9 protein-coding genes are annotated in these 13,526 nt (G+C 39.0%); all 9 read right to left on the reverse strand.

Translation table 11 applies throughout. The features are described from left to right. Positions 1-105: 105 nt before the first annotated feature. Positions 106-2,955: a CocE/NonD family hydrolase gene (locus DXC51_RS23865; RefSeq protein WP_117545550.1), complete on the reverse strand. Its 2,850-nt coding sequence runs from the start codon at positions 2,953-2,955 to the stop codon at positions 106-108. After that, the gene (locus DXC51_RS23870) at positions 2,952-3,842 is read right to left on the reverse strand and encodes a carbohydrate ABC transporter permease (protein ID WP_035322820.1); all 891 of its coding nucleotides are present in this window, start codon (positions 3,840-3,842) and stop codon (positions 2,952-2,954) included. Before DXC51_RS23870 ends, DXC51_RS23865 begins: the two co-directional genes overlap by 4 nt. Before the next feature lie 9 nt (positions 3,843-3,851). Next, positions 3,852-4,802, reverse strand: a complete 951-nt coding sequence (locus DXC51_RS23875; RefSeq protein WP_102289467.1) for an ABC transporter permease — start codon at positions 4,800-4,802, stop codon at positions 3,852-3,854. A 41-nt stretch (positions 4,803-4,843) separates the two neighbouring features. Beyond that, the gene (locus tag DXC51_RS23880) at positions 4,844-6,370 is read right to left on the reverse strand and encodes an ABC transporter substrate-binding protein (protein WP_035322817.1); all 1,527 of its coding nucleotides are present in this window, start codon (positions 6,368-6,370) and stop codon (positions 4,844-4,846) included. A gap of 14 nt (positions 6,371-6,384) precedes the next feature. Continuing rightward, a complete protein-coding gene (locus DXC51_RS23885; protein ID WP_117545551.1) occupies positions 6,385-7,911 on the reverse strand; it encodes a stalk domain-containing protein in 1,527 nt (508 codons plus the stop codon). Between the two features lie 26 nt (positions 7,912-7,937). After that, complete coding sequence (locus DXC51_RS23890; RefSeq protein WP_117545552.1) at positions 7,938-9,464, reverse strand: ABC transporter substrate-binding protein; 1,527 nt, start codon at positions 9,462-9,464, stop codon at positions 7,938-7,940. Between the two features lie 3 nt (positions 9,465-9,467). Further along, a complete protein-coding gene (locus tag DXC51_RS23895) occupies positions 9,468-10,238 on the reverse strand; it encodes an alpha/beta hydrolase (protein ID WP_021637941.1) in 771 nt (256 codons plus the stop codon). A 23-nt stretch (positions 10,239-10,261) separates the two neighbouring features. After that, the gene (locus tag DXC51_RS23900) at positions 10,262-11,788 is read right to left on the reverse strand and encodes an ABC transporter substrate-binding protein (protein WP_117545553.1); all 1,527 of its coding nucleotides are present in this window, start codon (positions 11,786-11,788) and stop codon (positions 10,262-10,264) included. Between the two features lie 156 nt (positions 11,789-11,944). Next, a complete protein-coding gene (locus DXC51_RS23905) occupies positions 11,945-13,525 on the reverse strand; it encodes a response regulator transcription factor (RefSeq protein ID WP_021637939.1) in 1,581 nt (526 codons plus the stop codon). Position 13,526: the final 1 nt, after the last annotated feature.

The raw sequence follows: 13,526 nt of genomic DNA on the forward strand, positions 1-13,526 counted from the left end.
ACAAATCCAATTAAAGGAAGTTGTGAAATCAGTTATTACAGTACCTGCTAAAAACACTTATTAAAAGTATTCTCCAGATATTTACCTGAAATCCATGACGAACAATTATATTCTCCTGCAGACAAAATCTATTACCGCCTTTTTTATTTCATCATCTTCGCCATACATACTATTATTATTGCAAAGCAAAAATGATTTCACACCCTGTTCACTCATTGCCTTAAACATACGAACGCTCTGTCCCATAGGAACCTGAATGCCGCACTCATATATTCCATGAACAAAACATGTTGGAGCACTGTTTCTGGTTACCTTGGAAATCGGGCTGGCATCATTTGTCCGTTTTACTAGTTCGCGGTAAGAAGAATCATTCCAATGAAGTTTTACATCTCCGAGTCCTTTTCCTTCTCCAGAGTGTCCAATCATACATCCCAAAGGTGCAAAAGGACCGTCTGACTGAAGAATTTTTTCGGGCTGGTTCGGCCATATTTCAGCGGAGTCTTCTGCAAAATGAAAATAATCTGTAAACCCAAAATATACAACTGCCGCATTAATTCGGCAATTTTCCTCAAGGCAGCCTCCCACAACGCCTTCCATATCCGGACTACCATTACATGCGGCGAGCATTGCCGTCAGATATCCTCCCATGGAGCCGCCGATTACGCCAAAACGCCGGCTGTTTAGATGCAACTCTTTGTTATGAGCTTTTATATAGCGTATACAAGCCCTAACATCATCATCCGGCATGGGCCAGATATTCGGCGGCGAAAGCCTGTAATCCAGAGAAGCAATTACATATCCCTTATTCAGTAAATCCTCTGTTATTGGATCAAAACTGTGATGATGTCCTCCATATCCATGAATATTAATAATACATGGGTAATTTTCCCGCCCTTGTTCCGGGTACAAAAGTGTAACACGTAAATCCATGGTCTTGCCAATCTGTAAATTAGGATTACCTCGCACACCTTTCATCAAAGGTACTGTAGCTATATATAGTTCTTTTCTCTTGGCAATTCCCTGCCATGCCGGAACTTCCGGAAGAGATGGAAGGTATTCCTGATTTTTTCTAAAAAAATAGCGTCTGGGAAGCTTTTCACGTGCATAGAATGTAGAGCCGTTCAAATCTGCCCATACCTCTACAAAATTTCCACTGACTTGTTTTTGAACTGTAAAATCAGAAGTTTCATAGATTAATGTATTATCGCCTTTTGGATAAACCTGTCGGCATGGATACTCATAAAACTTATCATTTTCTTTCAAATAAACAGCACTTCTAAAAATATACAATGTCCTCATTTTTTCATGAAATACTGTTATTTCTGGTTTAATGATAGGAAGAACCAAGTTTGACGGAAATTCCTTCCCATAATGAAAGTATACAAAAGCTCCCTCCGGACAAAAGTCTTCCGGCTGTTCAAACCCGCTGCCTCCGCAGGAAAGAGTAATTCGGATCCTGCTTCCTTTTCCGATTATTCTGGATAATGCTTCCAAATGAAAACTAAGCTTCAGCGGAGAATCCTCTTTTAGCTCCACTCTGTCTTCTTTAAAACCTCGATGATAAGGAATTCCTAATGAATTATAAATTGTATTCGTATGTGTTTTTGCATGAGATGCCCGAATCATCCCCTCACTTAAATAATGACTTACACCATCCGGAGTTACCTCTTCCAGACATGCAATAAAATTTCCATCCTTATTATTGGAAGTCACGTATAAATGCAGAATGGGGATTCCTGTTATTTCCATTTGTTCCGGAATCGGAGCTGAAGTAAAGCAGACCGCCTTCCTATCATATGCAGTCATATCCTGCCTGTTATCCCGATTCATCCTCCCCATCCCGCCATATATGGAAAGATCATCTCTTACCATATATTTATTCCTCCCGTTCTCTCCGGGCTCCAGCGTTGTTTTTCCGTTTTTCCCTAAATATAAGCACGAAAACATTGTTCCTTCTACAGGGAAATCTGCTTCATAATGCCACTGTCCCCCTTCACGTTCAATCGTATAGTATCTTACCGGAGGCTCATGCCTGTATGGATCCTCTTTTTCTTTCAGATAGGCATCAAAAAAATGAATATATTCCTGTACCCAGTCCAGTGTACCTCCCGGATACTCTCTGCACTCATGATAAATTCCGGTATGCATCCATGGTCCAAGTATCAGTTTGCCTCCCCAATGCTTATATGTCAGGATTTTATTTGTACATCCAGGATCAAACCATGCCCCCGTATGCCAGACAAAGGCCTTGCCAAATCTGATGCGGTCCATCTTTTCCCAAACCGGAATATCCAGATTAGGTTTGTATCCTAAATCCGGATGAATACTGTCCCTGTACATATTAGGCAAGTATTGCGCCAGAAATGGAAGATTACTCATATGCATCTTTGCTGCAGCTCTCGCCATCGGATAATCAGGTCCCGGATCCTCATCTACCGGATCGCCCAACAGAACCTGTGGACTTTCTGCAATTCCATGCGTCATATAGCTTACTCCATTAGGATAATTTTGATCATAAATATCCATACTGCAGTCACATGGAATTGCTGCGTATAATGAATCCGGTTCTTCCGCCAGCACCAGTTCCTGACTCATCCCATAATTAGATCCCCCATACATCCCCACTTTTCCGCTGCACCACTGTTCTGCCGCAAGAGTATCACATACCTTTTTTATATCTTTTCCATCGTATAGTCCAAAAAATCCATCATTTGTGCCAAAAGACGCACCAGAACCTCTAACGTCCATAAACGCAACCGCATAGCCCGCATTCAGGAACCGATGTACTGCATCTTTTTCCTGTTCATAAGCCATTCTTCTGGAAGTATAACCAGCTTTCAATAAAAGCGGCACCCTCTCCTCCGAAATCGGTAAATAAATGTCCACCGCCAATTTTGTTTGATCATTCGCCTCAATATATTTTGATATTCTTGAAAAAGAAGGTTTTTGAATCACCCCTTAATTCCCCCTATTACAATTCCCTTTACAAAATATTTCTGGAAAAAGGGATAAATAATTAAAATCGGTATAACTGCAATCACAGCGATGCCCATACGCACTCCGGACGTCGGTACGCTCAGATTCGATTCTCTCAAAGCAGCCACATTTGAATTGTTTGTAAGAAAATCCGCATTAGCCATCATAGTATTCAATACATTTTGTATTGTATATAAATCTGTGCGCCTTACCAAATAATAAAGGCCATTAATCCAGTCATTCCAATATCCCAATCCAGCAAGCAATCCAAGGGTTGCTACCATGGGCTTTGACAGCGGTGCTACAATACGGAACATAATTCCAAGCTCACTGCAACTGTCAATTCTAGCCGCTTCAATAATTCCATCCGGTATATTTGATGTAAAATAAGTCCTTGCCAAAATTACCGAATATGCTCCCAGCATTAAATTGGGAAAAATTAGTGCAAATATCGTATCCCCTATTTTCATCACATTTCCCCAGATAATATAAGATGCTACCATTCCTCCATTAAAAAGCATAGTAAAAAAAATGAAAAAAGATAAAAAACCTCTTCCAGGCAAATCCTTCTTTGACAGCATATACCCCAGCGACAACGTTAAAAATACATTTAAAGAAGTACCAAGCAATGTAACCAAAAAGGTCATGCCATAAGCTTTTAAAATTTTTCCTGCTGCTGAAAATAAATATTGGTAAGCTGTAAAACTGAATCTTGCCGGAAAAAAAGAATAGCCATTCAAAGTCAATGTAGTTTCGTCCGTAATCGAAGCCATAATCAGTAATATAAATGGTAATATACATGCACATGATAATACCGTCATAATAATATTCACAAATATTTTGAAAAACTTATTTTTTCCTGCCATATCAATCTCCTAAAATAATGCACTGTCTTTTTCAATTTTACGTACAACGGCATTGGCGCTCAGGACTAATAAGAATCCCAATATAGACTGTAAAAAACTTGCTGACAGGGAACGTCCAATATCATGGTCCTCCATAAGAGCTCTGTAAACATATGTATCAATTGTTGTAGTTGTGCTGTACAGCATACCGCTGTTCTGGGGGACCTGATAAAACAGCCCGAAGTCCGAACTGAACATTCTGCCAAGTCCCATAATTGTCATAATGATAATTGTGGGTTTAAGAAGTGGAAGCGTTATTGCTGTAATTTGTTTCCAGGTACCGGCCCCATCAACTACTGCCGCTTCGTAATATGCTTTATCAAAACCTACAATTGTAGCATAATAAACGATACTCTGAAAGCCAAACGCCTTCCAAACCTCAACGATTGTCAATATTACAGGCCAATACCCCGCTGATGTATACCAGTTAACCGGCTCTGCCCCCAAAAATGCCAGTATGCTTTTGTTTATAAATCCATTTGTATTGCTCAGGAATGCAAATACAAGGTATCCGACTATCACCATAGACATTAAATGCGGAATCAGAATAACGGTCTGATATATTTTTTTTGCTCTGTGGCCGGTAACCTCGTTTAAGAAAATAGCGATGGTTACCGCCACCAAAAGATTCAGCAACAGAAAAACAATATTATATAAAACCGTATTTCTGAACATAATTGCGGCCCATTTAGAGTGAAAAAGATATGTAAAATTCTTTAGCCCATTCCATGGGCTGCCAAAGATACCCTTGGCAAAACTATACTTTTTAAATGCCAGTACAAGACCTATCATTGGCATATAATTGTTAATTATTAAATAAACTATACCAGGCAGTGCAATAAGATAAACCGGTAAATATCTCTTGAACCTGCGTTTCAGCGGTGCCTGTGTTCTGACTGGCGCACTGTTTTTTGCTTTCATTTCTATCTCCATTCCATTTGTCATAACAACGGCGACAATAATTATTTATTATTTAGAAAAGCATCGTATTGTGCCTGTTTTTCTGCAATCACGCTGTCAATACCTGCTGCTTTCAATTCCTTTTGAAATTCAGGCAACATAGTATCAATATCCACTTCCGCATAAATTAATGCAAGAAGATACTCATCAACAACATTCGCTACCGCGGAATATTCATCATAAACGCTGCTGTTATCAAATACAAAGCCCAGACCGTCTGTCACCTTACATGTACGATTGCTTTCCAGCATATTGCTGAAATAAGCCGAATTATCTGTTTCAAAGGGATACGTTAATGTACCATTAGGAAAATAAGTAGCACAACCTGCAACCCAGTTAACATTGGAAAGATCCTTACCATCCGCAAACCATGAACATCCATTTTCATCTACCACATAATGACGTCCCTCTATACCCTGCGCCACAAATTTTGCAACTACGGGATCCGTATACAGAAGAGACAGCATCTTCATTGCTGCATCTGGATACTTACATACAGAAGATATATAATACAGACTACCGCCAGACGATGCATTTGCAACCGGCTCATTAATTTTAAATACTACATAATCACCATATGTATTCATACTTGACTTTACTGCTTCAATACTATATCCTCCGCAGAATTCCCCTCCTGCAACACCATTTTTTAAATTAGTCGCTACTGCTCTGTCAGCATTAAGCGGATCGGTAAGAAACAAACCTGCATTTTTCCATTTTTGAGCATATTCTAAATAGTTCATAAATGTTTCTGATTCATAAAAATTTACCACTTCAGCAGTATCAATTCCTCTGTTCAAAAGTACTCCTTCATATGAACTATCTCCCATATTATCAACACCAATACCATAACTCACAGTCGCATCAATGAAAAAGCAGAGATCCGGAAAAAGTTCTTTTGCTTTAATAAGCATATCTGTCAATTCATCATAATCCAACATTTCCCCTTCTTTATCTGCTACTCCGATTGACTCTGCAATATCTCGACGTAATGCATAACAGTTGGATGTGGCATGTGAACTGACAACAGGAAGTCCATATTGTATACCGTTTAACTGGCCGCACGCAAGAAACTGTTCTCCAATCATATCTACAACCTCTGGATACTGTTCCAAATATTCATCAAGTGGAATACATTGTTCATTTGAAACTGCACCAGTCAGATTTGTGTAAAAACAATCTGTGAAAATATCAATAGGATTATCAGATGATGTCAGCATCAACGTCAACGTCGTCCCAATATTTCCCAGCTCAAAATCAACAATATTAGCAAGAACTCCCGCGTTAATGGAAATCAGATAATCATTTAACGCCTGATTTACAATATCCATATCAGTCACGCCCTGCAGAGTACATATTGCAAAAGAAACTGTTGGCCATTTGTCAGGATCCGATTCTTCTTTTTTTACTTCGCCACTGCCTGGTGTAGTCTTTTCTTTCTCCGCTGTCATCGGGGCGGTCTTTGAGCATCCAGAAATCAATGAACAGCACAATACAACTGCCAATAATAAACTCACTATTTTTTTCATATAATTTTTCTCCTTTAATCCTTTAGTAGTTCTGAAATAAGTGCTGCCATATTGGGACTCAGCGAACAGGGGTGTGTGTTAATATACATAACATGCTCTCTTTCACTGATATATTTTCCCAAATGCTGTGCAAACCATTTTATAGAAACATATAAAATGCCTTCATGTGTTTCTGCCTGCCGTTCCATACAATATATACGATTATTGACAACAACGCCAATGTTTCCTGCAGCTACCTGCATGTATTCTCCCTTCGGGCTAATCAGTTCAGCATATTCTCCATCTGTTTTTACCATATACTCCAAAATTGCAAGAAAGCTTACCGGAACATAAAGCACATCTTCAAATCCATCCGGTGTTCCAGGAGGAAGGCCTAATTCTTCTATCCTGTCCTGCCATTCAAATGTAACCTTGACATAGTAGCTGCGGCTGCCTTTCTCATCAATATGCTGTTTTCTGTTCCCAATATAAGCAAAAAGCTTTCCGTCCGATAATGCAACAGCATTTTCATCATATCCCGTTTCATCAGGAACCGTATATTCAACTGTTCCATCCTGCTTCCGACGCAGGCCAGAGAAAAAACAACTCCACATAGTATCCGCGCTATCAAAGGTCTGGCCATGTCCACGACCAAGCACTTCCCTAAAAACTACCGGTGCCAAACCGCCATCGTAAAATGCCATATTTTCATTTCCGATAATTCTCAATTTAGGATAAGGATTTACCTGATTTACCGTAATCCAAAATGAAAGATTACGCATTTCTTTAGATTCCAGACGGCTTGAAGGCCTGTCTTTTGCCAGCATTCCAATATCATTGTTAGAACAAAAATCAATATACGCAGGAACAAATGTCTCATGTTCACCCGGATTTCCTTCCGCGTCAAAAAAAGAATCCGCCGAGGCAGGCCCATTAGACTGACCTATTCCAGCAAGCATACCTCCATGCCTGATTGCAAAATTCATCGTAAAAAAGTCTCCCATGGACATACCCTGCATAAAAATTCTGCTGAGATCTATATTATACCGTGAACATATATCATCAATTATCGCTTTCATCTCACGTACAAGCAAGTGTTCCGCAGGTGTATAAATATCAAATACCAGATTAAGTATATCTGCTTTTTTCCCTTTTTCTGATGCATTGTCATAATACGCTTTTCTTTCCTCCTGTGTTGGAAAATGCCAAGCGTTCGGATTAATATCTGGAAAGATTACAATGAACCCTTCTCTATCTGCCACACAACTCCATGAAGTTGCATGGCACTGCATCCACCCCGTATGTCCGCCTCCCGGACGGCTTATAACCAGAGGAACAGGTATTGTCCCGTCATAAACTGCCGGTACATATTCGGTCCAGGAAGAAAGAACATCATCAACCAGTCTTTTTTCTATGTGAGGAAGATTTTCAGAGGTAACATGTGAATTTTGATCATATACTCCTTTAGTATTTATAATCTGCCCAGACTTAGGGTATACCTGGTTGGCATCCACATCAATACTTTCACCCGCTAACAGATAAATTTTTTCTTTCTCCTTCATTTATTTCCTTTCTCCGGCCCTCTGATTTATTTGCTTTCAAGAAATTTATTCAGCTGTTCCTGCTTTGCATCTATCACCTTTTCTATACCAGCATCCCTTAATTCTTGCTGGAACTCAGGCAGATAGCTTTCATAATCTATTTCGGCATAAACCAACGCTTTCAAATATTCATCGATTACTGTGGAGACCGCAGAATATTCATCATAAACTTCACTGCTGTCAAATACAAAACCCACCGCATCTGTCACCTGGCAGTCCTGATTGCTCTTAATCATATCCTTATAATAATTCGGATTTGAGGTTTCGAACGGATAAGTTAAAGTTTTGTTCGGAAAATAAAATTGTGATCCTGCACACCAGTTCACCGTAGTCAGTTCTTTCCCTGCCGGATACCACGAACAGCCATTTTCATCTAATACATAATGAATATCTTTAATTCCCTGAGCAACATATGTTGCCACCACTGGATCCGTATACAGCAATGCAAGCATTTTCATTGCAGCATCCGGATTCTTGCAGACGGAAGAGATAAAATAAGCACTTGAACTGGATGATGCATTCACAAGCGGTTCATTCAGCTTAAATATTGTAAATTCATATCCATAAGTACTTATACTGGTCTTGGCATCTTCAATACTGTAACCTCCAAAAAATTCTCCGCCTGCCACTCCTGTCTTTAAATAAGAATTATCAATGGTCTGGTTCAGAGGATCTTCCAGAAATAACCCTGCATCCTTCCACTTTTTTGTATAACGAAGATATGATAAAAACTCTTCAGACTCATAATAATTTACCACCTCTGATGTATCCAGCCCGCGATTCAACAAAACTCCCTGAAGCGTGCTGTCTCCCATTGTATCGATATTCGTATTACATCCGGTTACTGAATTGATAATAAAACACATTTCCGGATGTGCTTCTTTGGCTTTCAGCAAAATTTCCGTCAATTCATCATATGTCAGTACTTCCCCATCTCTGTCAGCCACTCCAATTTCATTCGCTATATCTTCTCTTAACGCATATCCTGAAAATCCTGAGTATGCACCAACTACTGGAAGTCCGTACTGTATTCCGCTTATCTGTGCAAAGGGAAGATATTCTTCACCTATAACATTCACTATTTCCGGATATTTCTTAATATAATCATCTAGTGGAATACACTGTTCATTATTAACTACATCAATCATGGTTGAATAAAACATATTTGTAAAAATATCAATAGGTGTATCCGAAGATGACAGCATCAATGTCATTGTTGTACTTAAATTACCAAACTCAATAGGCACTATGTCCGCCAGAACACCTGCATCAATGGATACCAAATACTCATTAAGCTTATCCACTACCAAATCAACATCCGTAATTTCCTGTGTAGGAAGAATTGCAAACGTTACCGTCGGCCACTCTAATGAATCAGTTATCGTTCCCTCCATTTCCGCTATAGATACTTTTTCCCCGTCATTGCTATTTTTCTCCGCTGCAGGAGCAACGCAGCCTGCCAGAAGCAATCCGCTCATCGCAGCTGCCAAAAATAAACCAATTATTTTTTTCATAACTTATCTCTTCCTTTTTTGCCTTTCAATGGTAATATCCTTTAAAAACTCCCTGATGCATATTTCCCACATGTCCCACTCATGACCCAGTTCATACGTATCAAAATCTGTAATTACTTCAGCGCCATTCTCCTGCAAAAGTTCTGCATACAGCAGCGAAAATTCGCACACATCCTCCGTTCCATTCATCATAAAAAACTTTGGAAGGCGTTCTTGGCGTGAGCCGGCCGCTTTCACCGGTTCAACCAAATCCGGTATCAGATTTGCTGCCAATTCATCATGGGACAGAGTTATTCTGTCTGCCTGAAACATTTTCTGATTAAACAAATAGCCCGAAAATATTCCAACTTCCGCAAAATGTTTTGGATAAGTAACACCATAATATGCAGCACCATATCCGCCTAATGACAGTCCCGCAATATATGTATCTTCTGTATTGGACGAAACAGGGAAATAGCCTGTGACAATATCATTTAATTCAGACATCATAAAAGTCTCAAAGTCTTCAACCTTAGGTTTTTCCCAAGCCATCCCCGGATAGGTTATCTCTGCTTTCCGCCAGCATGTATTTCTGGAAAAAGGCATAACCACTGCTATTCTGGCTTTTTGTGCATAACGTTCTATCGCCGTGTGACGTATCCATGGTGTTCCATCACCGCCATGCAATAGATAAAGAACCGGATATTTCTCTCCTGTCAGGCCGTCAGGAAGCAAAATATCCACACTTGCAGGATACCCTAGAGCCTGAGAAGGAAATTCACATTTCATAAACATATCTTTTCTCCTCCCAAATCATCTTATTTATCTGCCAGAAAAGCATCATACTGTGCCTGCTTCTCTGCAATAACTGTCTCAATACCCGCAGCTTTCAATTCCTGTCTGAATTTTGGTAAATACTCATTCACATCCACCTGATGATAAATAATAGCTTTCAAATACTCTGTTACTACATTCGCGACTGCCGAATATTCATCATAGACACTACTATTATCAAATACAAATCCTAATCCCTCCGTAATTTCACATTCAGCATTACTTTTATTCATACCTTTATAATAATCAGCATTGTCTGTCTCAAACGGATAGGTAAGAGTCCCATTGGGAAAATAAAAGAAAGTTCCGGCGCACCAATTAACATTAGATAAATCTTTTCCTTCCGGATACCACGAGCAACCATTATCATCTACCACATAATGAATACCTTCAATGCCCTGCGCAACGTATGTGGCAACTACAGGATCCGTATATAACAGAGCGAGCATTTTCATAGCGGCATCTGGATGCTGGCTTACAGAAGAGATAAAATAGGCACTGCCACCAGAAGAAGCATTTGCAATAGCATCATTGATTTGGTAAATAACAAAATCCCCGTACGTATTCATGCCGGATCTGGCAGCTTCTACACTATATGCACCGAAGAATTCACCTCCGGCGAGTCCGTTATTCAGCATTCCGGCAATTGTATTGGAATTATTCAGCGGATCATCCGCAAACAGCCCGGCCTCCGACCATTTCTTGGTATAATCCAGATATCTATTGAACTCATCTGTTTCAAAATAATTTACGATTTCATTCGTATCTACTCCTCTGTTTAATAGAACACCTTCATATGAGTTATCTCCAAGTGTATCAATGCCAATCCCCAGACTGACTCCTGCATCTGTAAAAAAACACAACTCTGGATAAGCCTCTTTTGCGTCTATCAGAATTTCTGTCAAGTCGTCAAAAGTAATCTTTTTCCCATCCAAATCGTCTGCACCAATGGTTTCTGCAATATCACGGCGAAGAGCATAAGTATTCAGTGATGCATATGCATTTACAATTGGCAAACCATATTGAATACCTTTCATCCGACCAAATGGAAGAAACTTTTCCCCAATTACATCAATTACTTCCGGGTACTCTTTGAGATAATCATCAAGAGGAACGCACTGATCATTTGCAATAATATCATTTAATGTGCCATAGAATAAATTGGTAAACAAATCTATGGGCTGTTCCGTAGAAGACAGCATCAATGTCAGTGTTGTTGACAGATTTCCGGCCTCCAGACACAAAATATCAGCATAAACTCCTGCATTAATAGATTCCAGATACCCATTTAACGCATCATTAACCAATTGAAGGTCCGTAACTTCCTGTAATGGACAAATTCCCAAGGTAACAGTCGGCCAATCTGACGTATCTGTTTTATTTTCAGCTTTCTCGGTCTCTGTCTCACTCTTTGACATCGTTTCTAAAGCTGCAGTTTCAACATTCCCACACCCTGTAAGCAGTGTACAGACCATCACAGTCACTAAAAGTAACCTTAATCCCCTTCTCATAATTTTCTCCTTTCAAGACCTTAGATAAGATTTAACATCTTTTCTTTGATTATATTGTGAACAAGAAAAAAGAAATAGCCTTTTTCTATCCAAAACACTTACACTTTCTGCCAAAAAAGGCATAGGAAAAATCCTATGCCTCATCCTTGATTCAGTTTATGAATTATTTCTATATTCTAATGGAGTGCACTTTTCTACTGCCTTAAAAGTTCTGATGAATGTATTGTAATTCTCATATCCTACATGATCCGCTATTAAAGTTACTGTCATCTCCGTTTTCGTCAGAAGCATTTTTGCCATCTCCATCTTTTCATGGACTATTGCTTCCTTTATCGAATATCCCGTACGCTTTCTAAATAGCTTTGTCAAACTTTCAGGAGTCCTGCATACATAATCAGCAATCTCGCTTACAGACATCGGTTCATCAACATGTTCCTTAATGTATTTTACAACAATATCAATAACATCTTCACATTCATCTGACTTTTGAGCGAGCACTCCTGCGATATAATGTACCATTTCTCTAAATTTCTCTACATTGCTATAAGAATTCATATACGTGGAGTAATCCCACGGCTCTTTAAATATCTCCTGTGAAGGAATATTGCATTCTATCAGATATCTTAATAGAGTCCTGCTAAATGCCTGGTGAAAAGGTATCATAAAATAAACATTTATCTGTTCTTTATTTTTATCCAACATATTCCATATGGAGTAGCAAAATTGATTATATTCGTGCATGGTCAACATTTCGTGCCATAGTTTCGCCTCATCCTCAAACGAATACTCTTTCACCATTGGAGAACCTTCATCGGTCTCCCACATCACTTTTTCTCCTTTAGGTACATAATGAGAAATATACTTTTGTAAACTTTGGTATGCCGACTTTACTTCCCTTTTAACTACCTCTTTTCCAAAACAATATAAACTTTCTATACCCAAAAGCATATCGCAGTTTTTTTGTATTATACTTATTTTATCATATAGTTGCTTCCTTTTTTCCAATCCATGACTATAGTCCGTCAGAAAAAGTATTCCTGCATATTCCTCATCATTTTTTATCATTAACACACATTTTCCCTGAATTGAGTATAGCTGTTCATTCATAATATTTTCCAAAATAAAACGTTGCAAAGCTCGCTCCATTCTTTTAGATGATACCATTCTCTTAGTAATAAGTACCGTAAAAGGCACCATAACTAAATTATCGCAACTGCCGATCTCACAAAAGTCCATCAAATTTTTCAGAAACATTTCGTCCTCATTTTCCGACAGCAGCCATGACAGAACACCTCTTCTCAAAACCTCTTCTTCTCTTGACTGATAAAAGCTTCCCTTCTTTTCCAACATTCGTTTTTTTTCCTGCAGATGATATTCAATTATAGCATTTTGTAATACCCGTTCCAGATCATCTTTCGAAACTGGCTGAAGCAAATACTCAAAACCATGAATGGAAATAGCTTCTTTTACATAATTAAAATCGGCATGGGATGTCAGAAATATAATTTTAGTATCTGAAGAAAATTCATTCACCCACTTTGCCAGACTCAGCCCATCCTCCGCAGGCATTTCTATGTCACATAGCATTATTTCATATTTATATTCTCTATACTTTTCTCGGGCAGCATCGGCGCTTGTAACAATATCCAGTTCGTCAATTCCCAGTACCTGACAATCCACCTGACTGCGAATCAAATCCAGAACTATTTTCTGATCATCAACTGCCAGTATTTTCACT

It is taken from the genome of Eisenbergiella massiliensis, assembly GCF_003435485.1.

What these genes read in the sequence shown, in the direction of transcription:
- DXC51_RS23870 (WP_035322820.1), bottom strand. Translation starts at nt 3,842, where the DNA reads ATGGCAGGAAAAAATAAGTTTTTCAAAATATTTGTGAATATTATTATG.
- DXC51_RS23875 (WP_102289467.1), bottom strand. Translation starts at nt 4,802, where the DNA reads ATGAAAGCAAAAAACAGTGCGCCAGTCAGAACACAGGCACCGCTGAAA.
- DXC51_RS23880 (WP_035322817.1), bottom strand. Translation starts at nt 6,370, where the DNA reads ATGAAAAAAATAGTGAGTTTATTATTGGCAGTTGTATTGTGCTGTTCA.
- DXC51_RS23885 (WP_117545551.1), bottom strand. Translation starts at nt 7,911, where the DNA reads ATGAAGGAGAAAGAAAAAATTTATCTGTTAGCGGGTGAAAGTATTGAT.
- DXC51_RS23890 (WP_117545552.1), bottom strand. Translation starts at nt 9,464, where the DNA reads ATGAAAAAAATAATTGGTTTATTTTTGGCAGCTGCGATGAGCGGATTG.
- DXC51_RS23895 (WP_021637941.1), bottom strand. Translation starts at nt 10,238, where the DNA reads ATGTTTATGAAATGTGAATTTCCTTCTCAGGCTCTAGGGTATCCTGCA.
- DXC51_RS23900 (WP_117545553.1), bottom strand. Translation starts at nt 11,788, where the DNA reads ATGAGAAGGGGATTAAGGTTACTTTTAGTGACTGTGATGGTCTGTACA.